At 68.7% G+C, this 14,482-nt stretch carries 13 protein-coding genes; 6 read left to right on the top strand and 7 right to left on the bottom strand.

What is annotated here, in order from left to right; genetic code table 11:
• Positions 1-20: 20 nt before the first annotated feature.
• Entirely contained in the window at positions 21-1,058 is a 1,038-nt protein-coding gene (locus DMH03_RS18125) for a HAMP domain-containing sensor histidine kinase (protein WP_125793209.1), read from the bottom strand.
• Positions 1,055-1,738: a response regulator transcription factor gene (locus DMH03_RS18120; protein WP_255431248.1), complete on the bottom strand. Its 684-nt coding sequence runs from the start codon at positions 1,736-1,738 to the stop codon at positions 1,055-1,057. Before DMH03_RS18120 ends, DMH03_RS18125 begins: the two co-directional genes overlap by 4 nt.
• Positions 1,739-1,979: 241 nt before the next feature.
• On the opposite strand from DMH03_RS18120, the gene DMH03_RS18115 reads away from it, so the two are divergent.
• The 4 genes from DMH03_RS18115 to DMH03_RS18100 are packed head-to-tail and all read left to right on the top strand — an operon-like array spanning position 1,980 to position 6,731.
• Positions 1,980-3,551, top strand: a complete 1,572-nt coding sequence (locus DMH03_RS18115; RefSeq protein WP_125793208.1) for an NCS1 family nucleobase:cation symporter-1 — start codon at positions 1,980-1,982, stop codon at positions 3,549-3,551.
• On the top strand, positions 3,502-4,344 hold the full coding sequence (locus tag DMH03_RS18110) for a nitrilase-related carbon-nitrogen hydrolase (RefSeq protein WP_125793207.1): 843 nt from the start codon (positions 3,502-3,504) through the stop codon (positions 4,342-4,344). Before DMH03_RS18115 ends, DMH03_RS18110 begins: the two co-directional genes overlap by 50 nt.
• Positions 4,344-5,729: a dihydropyrimidinase gene (gene hydA, locus DMH03_RS18105; RefSeq protein ID WP_125793206.1), complete on the top strand. Its 1,386-nt coding sequence runs from the start codon at positions 4,344-4,346 to the stop codon at positions 5,727-5,729. Before DMH03_RS18110 ends, hydA begins: the two co-directional genes overlap by 1 nt.
• A gap of 12 nt (positions 5,730-5,741) precedes the next feature.
• Positions 5,742-6,731 carry a TIGR03842 family LLM class F420-dependent oxidoreductase gene (locus DMH03_RS18100; RefSeq protein ID WP_125793205.1) on the top strand — a complete coding sequence of 330 codons (990 nt, stop codon included), beginning with the start codon at positions 5,742-5,744 and terminating at the stop codon, positions 6,729-6,731.
• Between the two features lie 61 nt (positions 6,732-6,792).
• Here DMH03_RS18100 and DMH03_RS18095 read toward each other — a convergent pair whose 3' ends face one another.
• Positions 6,793-8,283, bottom strand: coding sequence for an FAD-dependent monooxygenase (locus tag DMH03_RS18095; RefSeq protein ID WP_125793204.1), 1,491 nt, complete (start codon positions 8,281-8,283; stop codon positions 6,793-6,795).
• A gap of 174 nt (positions 8,284-8,457) precedes the next feature.
• Here DMH03_RS18095 and DMH03_RS18090 point away from each other — a divergent pair, with 174 nt between their 5' ends.
• Positions 8,458-9,921 (top strand): alpha/beta hydrolase, encoded by a 1,464-nt coding sequence (locus DMH03_RS18090; RefSeq protein ID WP_125793203.1) that lies wholly within the window; start codon positions 8,458-8,460, stop codon positions 9,919-9,921.
• Here the strand turns inward: DMH03_RS18090 and DMH03_RS18085 are convergent.
• From DMH03_RS18085 to DMH03_RS18070, 4 genes are all read right to left on the bottom strand, one after another.
• Positions 9,897-11,126, bottom strand: a complete 1,230-nt coding sequence (locus DMH03_RS18085) for a styrene monooxygenase/indole monooxygenase family protein (RefSeq protein ID WP_125793202.1) — start codon at positions 11,124-11,126, stop codon at positions 9,897-9,899. The genes DMH03_RS18090 and DMH03_RS18085 overlap by 25 nt on opposite strands.
• Positions 11,127-11,135: 9 nt before the next feature.
• Positions 11,136-12,371: a serine hydrolase gene (locus DMH03_RS18080; RefSeq protein WP_125793201.1), complete on the bottom strand. Its 1,236-nt coding sequence runs from the start codon at positions 12,369-12,371 to the stop codon at positions 11,136-11,138.
• A gap of 10 nt (positions 12,372-12,381) precedes the next feature.
• Complete coding sequence (locus DMH03_RS18075; RefSeq protein ID WP_199748915.1) at positions 12,382-13,182, bottom strand: siderophore-interacting protein; 801 nt, start codon at positions 13,180-13,182, stop codon at positions 12,382-12,384.
• 99 nt (positions 13,183-13,281) lie between these two features.
• Positions 13,282-13,695 (bottom strand): SgcJ/EcaC family oxidoreductase, encoded by a 414-nt coding sequence (locus DMH03_RS18070; RefSeq protein ID WP_125793200.1) that lies wholly within the window; start codon positions 13,693-13,695, stop codon positions 13,282-13,284.
• A 111-nt stretch (positions 13,696-13,806) separates the two neighbouring features.
• Here DMH03_RS18070 and DMH03_RS18065 point away from each other — a divergent pair, with 111 nt between their 5' ends.
• Complete coding sequence (locus DMH03_RS18065; RefSeq protein WP_125793199.1) at positions 13,807-14,481, top strand: TetR/AcrR family transcriptional regulator; 675 nt, start codon at positions 13,807-13,809, stop codon at positions 14,479-14,481.
• Position 14,482: the final 1 nt, after the last annotated feature.

Raw genomic sequence — 14,482 nt, 5'->3', positions numbered from 1 at the left:
CGAAAACAAGCGGCAGGGAACTACGGAACGGGGATCACGACGCGGATGACACAGCCCTGCCGCTGCTCGGGGGTGACGACGGCGATGCTGCCGTCGTGGAGGTCGACCACCCATCGCGCGATCGCGAGACCGAGGCCGGTGCCCCCGCCGCCTGCCCGCTCGCCGCGGGTGAACCGCTCGAACACGCTGTCCCGCTCCCCCGGCGGGATCCCGGGGCCTTCGTCTTCGACCTCGATGACGACGTCGGCCTCACGGACCTCCGCCCGTACCCGGACCTCGCCCCCGGCCGGTCCGTGCCGGACGGCGTTGTCGAGCAGGTTGACCACGACCTGGTAGAGCCTGCCGCGGTCGGCGACGGCCGTCGCTCCGGGCGGCTGGACGTCGACGGCGAACCGCACGCCACGGCCGGTCGCGGCGGCGGTGATCCCCGCCTCGGCGGCGACCTCCTCCAGCAGCAGTTCGAGGTCGAATTCCTCCAGCTGCAACGGGAAAGCGCCCGCGTCGATCCGTGAGAGGTCGAGCAGTTCCGAGACCAGCCTGCCGAGCCGTTCGGTCTGCTGCAGCGCGGTCTTCAACGTCGCCGGATCGGGTTTGGCGACGCCGTCGACCAGGTTCTCCAGCACCCCGTTCAGCGCGGTGATCGGTGTGCGGAGTTCGTGGGAGACGTTCGCGATCAGCTCGCGCCGTCGCTGATCCGAGGCGTCGAGGTCGGCGGCCATCTGGTTGAAGGCGTGCGACAGCTCCCCGACCTCGTCACGGGCGGTCGCGCGGACCCGCCGGGTGTAGTCGCCCTTGGCCATCGCACGGGCGGCTGCGGTCATCTCCCGCAGCGGCCTGGTCATCCCGTGCGCCAGAATCTGCGAGGTGACCACGGCGAGCACCATCGCGGCGATCGTGGTCCGCGGCGGCAGCCAGCCGATCTGCCAGTTGAAGAAGGCGAACGCGATACCGCCCGAGGACACCAGCAGGATCGCGAGTTTGAGCTTGATGGAGCGGACCGGATCGAGCGGTCTCGGGAGCGCGTCGACGATCCGGCCGAGCAGCGGACGAAGCTTCACGATCCCACCTCCAGCGCGTAACCGACGCCGTGCACGGTGCGGATGAGGTCCGCGCCCAGTTTGCGGCGCAGCGCCTTGATGTGGCTGTCGACGGCGCGGGTGCCCGAACCCGTACCCGCGACGTCCCAGTCCCAGACCTCGCTCAGCAGGCGTTCCCTCGGCTGCACGGCTCTCGGACGTTTCGCGAAGTGGACGAGGAGGTCGAACTCGATCGGCGTCAGCTGGGCCGGATTGCCCGCCCGCGTGACCCGCCGCTGCTCGACGTCGATTTCGAGGTCGCCGAGCACGATCTTCGTACCGGCTTCGCTCACGTCGGTGCGGGCCGACCGTTCGACGCGGCGCAGCAGCGCGTGCACCCTCGCCGAGAGCACCCGCATGGAGAACGGCTTGGTGAGATAGTCGTCCGCGCCGACGCCGAGACCGATCAGCATGTCCGTCTCATCCGAACGGGCGGTCAGCATCAGCACCGGGACCGGGCGGCGGGCCTGGATCCGGCGGCAGACCTCGAGCCCGTCGAACCCCGGCAGCATCACGTCGAGCACCACCAGATCCGGCTCCCGCTCGGCGTCGGTCTCGACGCCGGAAGGGCCGTCGTGCGCCAGGTCCACGGTGAATCCCTCGGCCCGCAGCCGCGCGGCGATGCTCTCGGCGATCGTCACGTCGTCCTCGACGACCAGCACCCGGCGTCCTCCCAGTTCCATGGGGATGACTGTAAGCACCGGCCGTGGAGACCATCCGGGTGAGCTGTGGAGATCCTGTGGAGATGTTTCGGCCGGTTTGCCGGATTGCTACGACCGTGTGTGTGACGCAGGTCATGCACCAGGAGCCTTCGAACGCAATCGACAGTCTGCGCTCCGACGCCCTCAACAGTGAACAGTCTGCCAGTCCCACCCGCGCGGCGCGGGCGAGCACGATTCCGCAATGGAGCCGACGGCACGCGGAACGCAGCACGTGCATCCTGATGGCCGGGTCGAACTCGGCGAGGTCGAGTCCTTGAAGGACAGCCGCTTCTACAACGAAGAACTCGCCCCGGTCCCGGTCGAAAAGCGGACCTGGACCACCTACACCTACTTCGCGCTGTGGATGGGCATGGCGCACAACATCCCGTCCTACGCGCTCGCCGCGTCGCTGATCGCGCTCGGGATGAACTGGGTGCAGGCGCTGCTCACGATCACCATCGGCAACCTGATCGTGCTGATCCCGATGCTGCTCAACAGCCACGCCGGGACGAAGTACGGCATCCCGTTCCCGGTGTTCGCCCGCGCCTTCTTCGGCATGCGCGGCGCGAACCTGGCGGCGTTGCTGCGGGCGTTCATCGCGTGCGGCTGGTTCGGCATCCAGACCTGGGTCGGCGGCGAGGCGATCTACATCATCGTCGGGCGGCTCGCGGGCTCCGGCTGGAAGGACTCCACCGTCGTCCTCGGCCAGCACTGGACGCTGTGGCTTTCGTTCGGGGTGTTCTGGCTGGTGCAGATGCTCATCATCTGGCGCGGCATGGAGGCGGTCCGCAAATTCGAGAACTGGACGGCGCCGCTGGTGTCGGTCGGCTTCCTGATCCTGCTGGGCTACGTGCTGGTCAAGGCGGGCGGCTTCGGCCCGATCCTGGCCGAGCCGGGGAAACTCGGCTGGGGACCGGACTTCTGGAAGGTGTTCGCCCCGGCGCTGATGGCGATGATCGCGTTCTGGTCGACGCTTTCGCTGAACATGCCGGACTTCACCCGGTTCGGCGGCAGCCAGGGCAAACAGGTCCGAGGCCAGCTCCTCGGCCTGCCGACCACGATGACGTTCATCGCGATCGTGGCCATCCTGACCACCTCGGGCGGCAGCGTCCTCTACGGCGAGCAGATCTGGGACCCGGCGAAACTGGCCGACCGGTTCGACTCGCCGGTCGTCGTGGTGGTCGCGCTGATCGCGCTGGTGCTGGCGACGGTGTCGGCGAACCTCGCGGCCAACGTGGTCAGCCCGTCCTACGACTTCTCCAACGCGTTCCCGAAGAAGATCACCTTCGCCGTCGGCGGGCTGATCACCGGGCTCATCGGCATCCTCATCCAGCCGTGGCGGCTCTACTCCGATCCGAACATCTACATCTTCGCGTGGCTCGGTTTCTACGGCGGTCTGCTCGGCGCGGTCGCCGGGGTGCTCGTCGCCGGCTACTGGGTGGTCAACCGCACGCACCTCAACCTGCGGGATCTGTACACCGAACGCGGCGTCTACTGGTTCAACGGCGGCTGGAACTGGCGCGCGCTGGCCGCGACGCTGGTCGGCGCCGTGCTCTCGGTCGGCGGCGCGTACGGCGGGCCGTTCCCCGAAGACGGCCTGATCCCGCTCCTGAAACCGCTCTACGACTACAACTGGGTCGTCGGCCTGGCGGGCGCCTTCGTCGTCTACCTGCTGTTGTCCCTGTCCGAACGCAAGCGCACCACCTATATCGAGGAGGACGCAAGTGAGCGACCTGGTCCGAGCCGGATTGATCCAGCAGCGGTGGACGGGTGACAAGGAGTCGATGATCGCGAACGCGGTCGAAGCCATCGGCAAGGCCGCTTCGCAGGGAGCGCAGGTCGTCTGCCTCCAGGAGTTGTTCTACGGCCCGTATTTCTGCCAGGTGCAGGACACCGACTACTACTCCTACACCGAAGGCATCCCCGACGGGCCGACGACCAAGCTCATGCAGGAGGTCGCCGAACGCCACGGTGTCGTGCTGGTCGTCCCGATGTACGAGGTCGAGCAGCCCGGCGTGTACTACAACACCGCCGCGGTGATCGACGCCGACGGCACCTACCTCGGCAAGCACCGCAAGAACCACATCCCGCAGGTGAAGGGGTTCTGGGAGAAGTTCTACTTCCGGCCCGGGAACCTCGGCTACCCGGTGTTCGACACCGCCGTCGGCCGCATCGGCGTCTACATCTGTTACGAGCGGCATTTCCCGGAGGGCTGGCGCGCGCTGGGCCTGGCGGGCGCGAAGATCGTGTTCAACCCTTCGGCGACCAGCCGGGGCCTTTCGGAGTACCTGTGGCGGCTGGAGCAGCCCGCGGCAGCCGTCGCGAACGAGTACTTCGTCGGCACGATCAACCGCGTCGGCGTGGAATCACTGGGCGACAACGACTTCTACGGTCAATCGTACTTCGCGGACCCTCGCGGTCAGCTGATCGGCGAGGCCGCTTCCGACACCGAAGAGGAGATCGTCATCCGGGACCTCGACATGGGCAGGCTCGCCGAAGTCCGTGACCTGTGGGCGTTCTATCGAGACCGCCGCCCCGACAGCTACGGACCCCTCGCGGAGGCGTGATGACCACCCTCATCAGCGGCGGTCGGGTGCTGTCCACGGCGGGCGCTTCGGCGGCGGACGTCCTCGTCGACGGCGAGACGATCTCGGCCGTCGGTGCCCCCGGCACGCTGGGGCCCGCCGACGAGACCATCGACGCCACCGGGAAGTACGTGCTGCCCGGCGGGATCGACGCGCACACCCATATGGAGATGCCGTTCGGCGGAACGCATTCCGCCGACACCTTCGGCACCGGGACGACGGCGGCGGCGTGGGGCGGCACGACCACGATCATCGACTTCGCCGTCCAGGCCAAGGGCACCTCTCTGCTGTCCACTATGGACAAATGGCACGAGAAGGCCGACGGCAACTGCGCCATCGACTACGGCTTCCACATGATCGTCTCCGACGTCAACGATTCGTCGTTGAAGGAGATGCAGGCCTGTGTCGACGGTGGCGTCGGCAGTTTCAAGATGTTCATGGCGTATCCCGGGGTGTTCTACTCCACGGACGGCGAGATCCTGCTGGCCATGCAGAAGGCGCGCGAGATCGGCGCGACGATCATGATGCACGCGGAGAACGGCATCGCGATCGACCAGCTGGCCGCTCAGGCGTTCGCCGCCGGGAAGATCGATCCGGTGCAGCACGGGCTCACCCGACCGCCGGAGCTGGAGGGCGAGGCGACCTCGCGCGCGATCCAGCTGGCCAAGGTCACCGGGGCGCCGCTGTACATCGTGCACCTCTCGGCATCGCAGGCGCTGGCCGCGGTCGCGGAAGCGCGCGACAACGGGCAGAACGTCTTCGCGGAGACGTGTCCTCAGTATCTCTATCTGTCCATTGAGGACTTGGCCAAACCGGATTTCGAGGGTTCGAAGTACGTCGCCTCTCCCCCGCTGCGGGAGAATTCGCATCAGGCGGACCTGTGGCGAGGGCTGCGCACCAACGACCTCTCGGTGGTGTCCACGGATCACTGTCCTTTCTGTTTCAAGGACCAGAAGGAGCTCGGCCGCGGCGACTTCCGCGCGATCCCCAACGGGATCCCCGGCGTCGAGCACCGGATGGACCTGCTGCATCAGGGTGTCGTGGCCGGCGAGCTCACCCTCGGCCGCTGGGTCGAGACCTGCTCGACCACCCCGGCGCGGATGTTCGGTCTGTACCCGCGCAAGGGCGTCATCGCGGCGGGTTCGGACGCGGACATCGTCGTCTACGACCCGGCGGCGAAGCAGACCCTGTCGGTCGAGACGCACCACATGAACGTGGACTACTCGGCCTACGAGGGCATGGAGATCACCGGCAAGGTCGAGACGGTGCTCTCACGCGGTCGCGTGGTCGTGTCGCCGTCCGGCTTCTCGGGCAGTACGACGCACGGGAAATTCCTCTCGCGCGACCTGAACCAGTACCTGAACTGAGGCGGTGGCCGGATGGATTTCGGGATAGTTCTCCAGACCGACCCGCCCGCACACGACCTCGTGCGGCTGATGAAGGCCGCCGAGGACCAGGGTTTCCGCTACGGCTGGACGTTCGACTCGTGCGTGCTGTGGCAGGAACCGTTCGTCATCTACTCGCAGATCCTCGCGGCGACGTCGTCGATGATCGTGGGCCCGATGGTGACCAGCCCGGCCACCCGGGACTGGTCGGTGATGGCGTCGACCTTCGCCACGCTCAACGACATGTACGGCAACCGGACCGTCTGCGGGATCGGCCGCGGCGACTCGGCGCACCGGGTGGTCGGCCTGCCACCGTCCACTTTGGCCACCGTGCGCGACTGCATGCACGTGGTCAAGGAACTGGCCGAAGGACGCGAAGTCCTGCTGCGGGACAAGCCGGTGCAGATCCCCTGGATCCGCAACGGCAGACTCGAAATGTGGATGGCGGGATACGGGCCGAAGGCGCTGAAGACGGTCGGCGAACACGCCGACGGCTTCATCCTGCAATGCGCCGATCCCGCGATCGCCCGGTGGACCATCGGTTCGGTCCGTGAGGCCGCCCGCGCGGCGGGACGGGACCCGGCCGGGATCACGATCTGCCTCGCGGCCCCGGCGTACGTCGGCGACGATCTGGCGCATCAGCGGGAACAGTTGCGCTGGTTCGGCGGAATGGTCGGCAACCACGTCGCGGATCTCGTGGCGCGGTACGGCGATTCCGGGCCGGTGCCGCACGAACTGACCGACTACATCCGCGAGCGGCAGGGTTACGACTACTCGCACCACGGACGGGCGGGGAATCCGTCGACCGATTTCGTCCCGGACGAGATCGTGGACCGGTTCTGCCTGCTCGGGCCGTCTTCGGCGCATGGGGAGCGCCTGGAGGAGCTGGCTTCGCTCGGTGTCGACCAGTTCGCGCTGTACCTCATGCACGACCAGCGCGAGGAAACCCTGAAGCGGTACGGCTCGGAGGTCATCAACCGCTGACGACCCGCATTTCGTCCTCTGAATGCGTTTTTACCGCATTCAGAGGACGAAATGCGTGGGATCAGGCGCCGAACCAGGTGGCGAGGGACTCACCGAGCCCGTCCGGGTCGTCGCCCGCCCAGGCGACGTAGCCGTCCGGGCGGATCAGGAGGACGTCGGCGGGCCGGTCCTCGGCCTTCGCGGTGTGAACGTCGACGCGTCCCTGCGCGAGTTCACGCAGTTCGGGCCGTCCGGCGAGGTCCAGCAGAACCGGCCGTGCCGGCCGCAGCAGTTCGGCGACGCTGGTCGCGCCCTGGTCGGTCTCCAGCGCGAGATCCGGGACGAACGTGCCGGCGAGTGCGTGCCCGGAGCCGGGCATCGGGTAGCGCGTGTCGGTCCCGGCGACGTGGGAGGCCAGCCGTCGCGCGGCCTGTTCGTCGTCCAGCAGTTCCTGGAAAACCGCACGGAGCGCTTCTGCGGCTTCGTCGTGCCCGCGCCGCAACGCGACCTGCGCCTGGGACTGCAGGAGCGCACGAGCACCGGCGGCGTGCCGTTCCGCGTGATAGGTGTCCAGCAGTCCTTCCGGCGCCCGGCCCTGGATCTCGGCGGCCAGCTTCCACGCCAGGTTGACCGAGTCGGACATGCCGACGTTGATCGCCGTGCCGGTGGACGGCAGCAGGTGGGCCGCGTCGCCCGCCAGCAGGATCCGCCCCTCGCGATAGCGCTCCGCCTGGCGGGCGGAGAACTGGTAGCGAGAGAGCCGGACCGGGTCGCCCAGCGGGACGATGCCGCCGAGCACCCGGCGGATGCTGTCCCCGAGTTCGGCCAGGGTCATCGGCACGTCGTCGTCGACCTCGCCGGGATCGTCTTCCGTGGTCTGGATGAACAGGATCCCCGGTGTCAGCGAACCGAGCGCGAACACGCCGGCGTCGGTACGGGTGAAGCCCGCCTTGATCCGGCCCAGTTCCGGCGTCTCGATGTCGCCGTTGTCGTGGACGGTCAGCCCGTCGGGGATCTTGACCTGCCCGATCCGGTTGACCTCCGGATAGGTGGTGCCGGGGAAGCCGATCCCGGCCATCGCACGGACGGGGCTACGGCCGCCGTCGCAGCCCACCAAGTACGGGACGGTGACCTCGTACGATCCGTCCGGGCCGCGCACCTCGGCGGTCACCGACTCGTCGTCCTGGCGCAGCCCGACGACTTCGTGCCCGCGACGCACCTCCGTGCCGAGCTCGATGGCGTGCTCCTCAAGCAGCCGCTCCAGCGACTGTTGCCGCACCGAAAGCGCCTTCAGCGGCGGCTCCTCGAACCGGGTGAGGTCGACGTGCACCCCACCGAACGGGAACCGGTGCGGCGGGACGGGGTCGGTGACGAGCCCCCGCACCCGCTCCAGCAGGCCGCGATAGTGCAGCAGGTCCAGGATCTGCCCGCTGAGGCCGTGGGCCTTCGGAGTGCTCCCCTGTTCCGGCCGCCGTTCCAGGACCAGCGGGCGCGCACCGGCCAGCCGGAGTTCGGCGGCCAGCATCAGACCGGTCGGGCCGGCACCCACGATGATCACGTCGACGTCCGTCAAATCTTCACTCCTGTTCGGCCTGTTCTCGCTACGGCCGAGGATTCTGCGGCACCACCGGGGTCTTGCCGCAAGCCCCCCGGTGCGCTATATGTTGAACATGGAGGGGCGTACCCCACCATCTTTCCGGGTACGAGCACCAGGGATCGCGCGCCCGCGAGGCGAGACGCTGGCCGGGTGACCAGATTCCGCATCGCTACTGTGCTCACTCTCACCGCACTCGCCGCCGTCACGATCACGCCCGCGGTCTCGGCCGCGCCGAAGGGTCTCGCCTGGGGCCCCTGTCCGTCCGGCTCTCCACCGGGTTACGACTGCGCCGAGATCGAGGTCCCGATGTCCTATCAGGACCCTGGCGGACCTCGGATCACCATCGCGCTCGGCCGTCTCCCCGCGACGGACCAGAAGCACAAACGCGGCACCCTCTTCACCAACCCCGGCGGACCCGGGAACCCCGGCCGTTTCAGCAAGTTCCAGACGCCGTCCCTGCACCGGCAGTTCGACATCGTCGGCTTCGACCCGCGCGGTGTCGGCGCCAGCACGCCGGTCCGCTGCTTCACCAGCGAGGCGGAAACCGAGCCGCTCAAACGGGTTCTGGGGAACTTCCCGATCACGACCGAACAGGAGACCCGGCAGTTCGCCGACGTCCGCGAGGTCGCCGCCGCGTGCGGCCGCAACGCCGGGCCGCTACTCGGGCACCTGTCCACCGCGAACGTCGCCAGGGATCTCGACAGGCTGCGCGAAGCCGTCGGCGAGCCCCGCCTGCGCTATTACGGCCTTTCCTACGGCACCTACCTCGGCGAGGTGTACGCCAACCTGTTCCCGCATCGCGTCGGCGCCTTGGCGCTGGACGCCGTCAACGATCCGATCGCCTGGTCCACCGGGCACCGTCCGGAGGACGCGAACGTCCCGTTCAGCACCAGGCTCGGCGGCTTCCGGGACGCGGACCGCGCGCTGCAGGCGTTCCTCGACGCGTGCGCGGCCGACACCCGATGCGCGTTCCGCGAGCCGGGGAAGGACTTGCGGGCCAAGTACGACGCGCTCCTCGACCGGCTCGAAGCCACACCGGGCGCGATCACCTATCAGGAGGTCATCCGGCGTACCCACAGCGCGCTGACCGACGAGGCTCGCTCCCCCGCGCTGGCGGAATTTCTCCAGTCCGCGACGAAATCCGTTGCGGCGAAGGCCATCCCGACCCCGTTCGACTCCGCGTTGGGTGGCGGCGGGACGATCTGCGCGGACGCCACGAACCCGCGTGACCCGGCCGCCTGGCCCCGCGCCGCCCACGCGGCCGACCGGGAAAGCCGCGGTTTCGGTTCCTACGACACGTATCTCTCCCTGCCGTGCGCCTTCTGGCCCGCCTCCGATCCGGCGCGGTACACCGGACCGTGGAACCGGCCGACCGCGCCGATCCTGTTGCTGGCCAACGGCAAGGGCGACCCCGAAACGCCGTACGCCGGGGCGAAACGGGCCGAACGCATCCTCGGCAACGCCCGGCTCCTGACGCTGGACGCCTGGGGGCACGGCGCCGCGAACCGCAGCGCCTGTGTCGACGCGGCACTCGACGCGTACCTGGCCAACGGACGCCTTCCGGCACGCGGCACCGTCTGCGCCCCGGATCACGCGCCCTTCGACGCCAGGTAGGCGCGAGCGGCGCCCTCGTCGGTGAGCCAACCGGCGTAGTCGACGGGGTCGGAGAAGATGTTCGCGAACCGGCGCGCCACCTCGGGCGCCGTCTGCGCGGCTTCCAGCGTGGCCAGCACGTGATCCGGCGGCGGAGCGAGGAGATCGTTGCTCAGCCGGGTCGCGTGCTGCGCCTTTTCCCAGTATTCGGCGAAAGTGCCGCGCAGGAACGCTTCGTCGAACGGACGGTCACCGTGGTCGAGGATGCGCCGTTCGTAGACCGCGGCCGCGTGCGCCGCCATGTTCGCGCCCTGTCCGGCGACCGGGTCGTTCGTCACCGCGGCGTCGCCCATCGCCAGGACCTTCGCCCCCGACGGCAGCGTCCCGACCGGATCGCGCACGATCGGCAGGACCCGGCCGCGCAGGACGTCCAGCGGCCCGCTGGGGCGGGCGTCGGCGAGCGACTCCTCGACCCACGGGAACTGCCTGCGCAGCAACGTCATCGCAAGGGCGAAATGCTCGTCGAGGCCGGTGACATCGGCCCAGACGTCCATCGGGCCGCCGGGCACGCCGAAGAACCCGAGACCGAAGACGGGTCCGCGCACGGACTGGATCGGCAGCCCGAACAGCTCACCGGCCGGAGAGAGCCCGAATGTCAGCCCCGGATACACCGGAAGCGGTTCGCCCCGACCCGACACGAGGTACAGGATCCCGATGGTCCGCTGCGGTTCGCGGTGCGGGGAACGTGCGTCGTCACGTGGGAAGAGGGCGTCGAACTGCGGTCCCCGTCCGGCCGCGACCAGCACGAGATCGAACTCGCGGGCGTACTCCTCCAGCCCGTCCGGGGTCACCTTGCCGATCCGGATTTCGCCGCCGCGTTCGGCGAAAGCGGTCAGCCAGGCGGACACCTTGACCCGCTGATCGACCGACTGCGCGGGATGGTCGAACCGGGCCTGCCACGAGACGGCGGGCTCCGGGGAGTCCCCGGCGAGCCCGAACGACGCGCCGAGGATCTCCGGGGCCTGTCCGTCCCAGAAGTTGATGCCCAGCGCGCGTTCCCTGGTCAGCGCGGGGTGGAACACGCACTGGTTCGAGATGAGCCTGCCCGCGTGGATCGTTTCGGCGTCGCGGTCGGTGACCACGGTGACGGCGTATCCGTGCCGTTGCAGGCCCAAGGCCAGGACCAGCCCGGCTTGTCCGGCCCCGACCACCACGATCCGGCGCATGGCTCCCCCTCAGTCGACCAAAGCCTGATACACCAGGTTCCTCAATTCGACGCGGATCGGATAGGTCGACGACGGCAGCAACTGGGTGAAGAACAAGACCGTGATGTCCTCGTCCGGATCGACCCAGAACGCGGTGCTCGCCGCGCCACCCCAGGCGAATTCCCCGGCGCTGGCGAGGGTCTTGGCCTTCACCGGGTCGTCGAGCACGGAAAAGCCCAGCCCGAAGCCGAAACCGTCATACGGCGCCTCGGAGAACCCGGTCCGTCCGCAGGTCTCCAGGTCCACGCCGCCGGGCAGGTGGTTGGTCGCCATGAGCCGCACCGTACGCGGGCCGAGCAGCCGGACGCCGTCGAGTTCGCCGCCGCGTACCAGCATCTGGGCGAACCGGTGGAAGTCACCCGCCGTGGAGACCAGCCCTCCGCCGCCCGAAAAGCACGAGGGCGCGACGCGGCCGACGTTGCCCAGCTCGTCGTGACGGAACGGCTCCTTGGTGACCGGGTGCGGCACGTAGAGCGCGGCCAGCCGGTCGAGATCACCGGCGGCGGCTTGGAACCCGGTCTCGTGCATGCCGAGCGGGGTGAAGATCCGCTCGGCGAAGAAGGCGTCGAGCGACTGACCGGAGACGACCTCGATGAGCCTGCCGAGGATGTCCGTCGCGACCGAATAGTTCCATTCCGAACCCGGCTGGAACAGCAACGGCAGCCGCGCGATCGCTTCGGAAACAGCCGCCAGATCGAGCCCCGGCGCGGTGCCGAGGTCGAACCCCGCCTCACGGTAGAGCGCGTCGACCGGATGCGTGCGGTGGAAACCGTAGGTCAGCCCCGCGGTGTGGGTGAGCAGATGCCAGAGGCGGATCGGTTCGGCCGAGGGCACGGTCGCCTGCTTCACCGACGAGCCACCGGCGAACACCCGCGGTTCCGAGAACTCCGGCAGCCAGCGGGAAATCGGGTCCTTGAGGTCGATGAGCCCCGCTTCGACGAGCATCATCGCGGCAACGGAAGTGACCGGCTTCGTCATCGAGTAGACGCGCCAGATCGTGTCGGTCTCGACCGGCAGCCCGGCCTCGATGTCGCGCTGCCCGTTCGACGCGAGATGCGCGACCTTCCCGTTCCTGGTCACCACGGCCAGGTACCCGGGAATCCGATTGCGCTCCAGGTACCCGTCGAAGTGCTTGTCGATCCGGCGCAGTCGCTCCGCGTCGAAACCCACCTCGGCCGGGTCGACGTCCACCTTCAGCTCGATCATGCGACCGAGGCTACGCGTTCCGTTCGGCCCGTTTCTCCAGTCGCCACGCCTCGTCGGTCTTCCCGATCCGCCAGTATCCGGAGATGGACAGCAGGTCGCGCCGCATGCCCCGGTCGTCCAGCAGATGACGCCGCAGGTCACGGACGAACCCGGCCTCGCCGTGGACGAACGCCTGCACGACACCTTCACGCCAGTCGAGCGCGCGGACGGCGGCCGCGAGATCGTCACCCCGGCTCCGGTGCAGCCAGGTGATCCGCGCGTCGCCCTTGGTGGTCAGCGACTGCTCTTCGGCCGCGTCCTCCACGAGGATCACCGCGTGCACGGGCACACCCGCCGGCATCGCCTCGAGCGAAGCGGCGATCGCCGGCAGGGCGCTCTCGTCCCCGGCGAGCAGATGCCAGTCGGCCTCCTCGCCCGGCGCGTACGCCCCGCCGGGTCCGGAAACGATCAGTTCGTCGCCCGGTTTCGCGGCGGCGGCCCACGGCCCGGCGACGCCCTCGTCACCGTGGTGGACGAAGTCGAGCACCAGTTCGCCGAGGTTCGGGTCGAACGCCCGGACGGTGTAGGAACGCATCCGCGGCCACTGTTCGCGCGGCAGTTCCTCGCGGACCCGCGTCAGGTCGAACGGTTCGGGATAGGTGACGCCGGGTACCGGGAAGTGCACCTTGACGTAGGCGTCGGTGAATTCGTTGGGCTTGAACGAGGCGATCCCTTCGCCCCCCGCGACGATCCGGACCATATGCGGGGTGATCCGCTCGGTGCGCAGCACCCGCAACCGGGTCGCTGATACCGCTCTCCTCGCCTCGGCCATGCACACTTCCTCTCCTGGGTTAGGTGAACCTAACCCAGCGTACGCCTCTCGCCCGTCTACCGGTCAGGTTTTTCCATCATCCGATCAAAACCGGACGCTTCACGAAGCCTTCGCGGCCGGATCACTGACCCGGGTGTTCTGGAAGGACGCGACGCGCCAGCCGCCGGACTCCTCCACGAGCACGTACGTCAGCGTCGATTCCCGGCCCGGCTCCGGCGTGCCGCCCGACAGCGACGACCCGCCACCGGACACGACGATCGCGACGTCCGGCCGGATGAACCGGACCTTCGGCTCGCCACCGCCCGCCACCAGCTTCGATCCCTTGAGCGGCCGTTCGAACAGGGCCCGGTGCGCGCTTTCGATGACCGCGCGGCCCGGCATGTTCATCCCGAAGAACGTGACGTAGTCGGCGTCTTCGGTGAAGAGCGACGCGTACGCGGCCGCGTCGCCGTCGTTCCACGCGTCGGCAAGCCTGCTCAGCACGGCGAGTACTTCGGTCTGTCGTTCGGTCATGACTTCCTCCAGTTGGACGAACGGCGTTCGTTTGACGAACACCGTTCTACAAGCGAACGGCGTTCGCGTCAAGTAGAGTGCCCCGGGAACCCCGACCAGGAGGCGAACGAAGTGAGCAGGCCCCGGCGTCGCGCCGAGAAACCCGTGCTGTCCCAGGAACTCGTGGTGAAGACGGCACTGGACCTCCTCGCCGCCGAGGGGCTGGAGGCGGTGAGCATGCGGCGCGTGGCCCAGGCGCTGGAGACCGGTCCGGCGTCGCTCTACGCCCATGTCTCGAACAAGGAAGAGCTCCACGAGCTGATGGTCGACCACGTGCTCGCCTTCGGCCCGTTCCCCGAACCCGATCCGAACCGGTGGGTCGAGCAGGCGAAAGAGCTCCTGCGGGAGAACGTGCGCGCACTGACGTCGTTCCCCGGGATCGCCAAGATCGCGTGGGCCATCCCCGTACCCGTCGGCGCGAACGCCTTGCAGCAGGCCGAAGCCATGCTCGCGGTACTGCGCGCGGGCGGCCTCGACCTCAAGCGGGCACTGTTCGCCGCCGACGCGTTATGGCTCTACGCCAAGGCTTTCGCCTACGAAGGCGCCGGCTGGCAGCACGGCGACATCGACCTGGCCGAACAGGAGGAACGCGGCAAACGGATGGTCGAGTACATGACGTCGTTCCCGCCCGGCGCCTTCCCGAACCTGCTCGCTTCGGGCGAGTACTTCACCGCGGAGACCGCGCAGGAACGGTTCGAGTTCGCCATCGATCTCTTCTTGCGGGGCTTGGCCTCGACCGCCTCGTGAG

This window comes from Amycolatopsis sp. WAC 01376 (assembly GCF_003947415.1).
Lineage (GTDB): Bacteria > Actinomycetota > Actinomycetes > Mycobacteriales > Pseudonocardiaceae > Amycolatopsis.
This window is presented reverse-complemented; position numbering and strand designations above follow the sequence as displayed.

What these genes read in the sequence shown, in the direction of transcription:
- DMH03_RS18115 (WP_125793208.1), top strand. Translation starts at nt 1,980, where the DNA reads ATGGAGCCGACGGCACGCGGAACGCAGCACGTGCATCCTGATGGCCGG.
- hydA (WP_125793206.1), top strand. Translation starts at nt 4,344, where the DNA reads ATGACCACCCTCATCAGCGGCGGTCGGGTGCTGTCCACGGCGGGCGCT.
- DMH03_RS18100 (WP_125793205.1), top strand. Translation starts at nt 5,742, where the DNA reads ATGGATTTCGGGATAGTTCTCCAGACCGACCCGCCCGCACACGACCTC.
- DMH03_RS18085 (WP_125793202.1), bottom strand. Translation starts at nt 11,126, where the DNA reads ATGCGCCGGATCGTGGTGGTCGGGGCCGGACAAGCCGGGCTGGTCCTG.
- DMH03_RS18080 (WP_125793201.1), bottom strand. Translation starts at nt 12,371, where the DNA reads ATGATCGAGCTGAAGGTGGACGTCGACCCGGCCGAGGTGGGTTTCGAC.
- DMH03_RS18075 (WP_199748915.1), bottom strand. Translation starts at nt 13,182, where the DNA reads ATGGCCGAGGCGAGGAGAGCGGTATCAGCGACCCGGTTGCGGGTGCTG.
- DMH03_RS18070 (WP_125793200.1), bottom strand. Translation starts at nt 13,695, where the DNA reads ATGACCGAACGACAGACCGAAGTACTCGCCGTGCTGAGCAGGCTTGCC.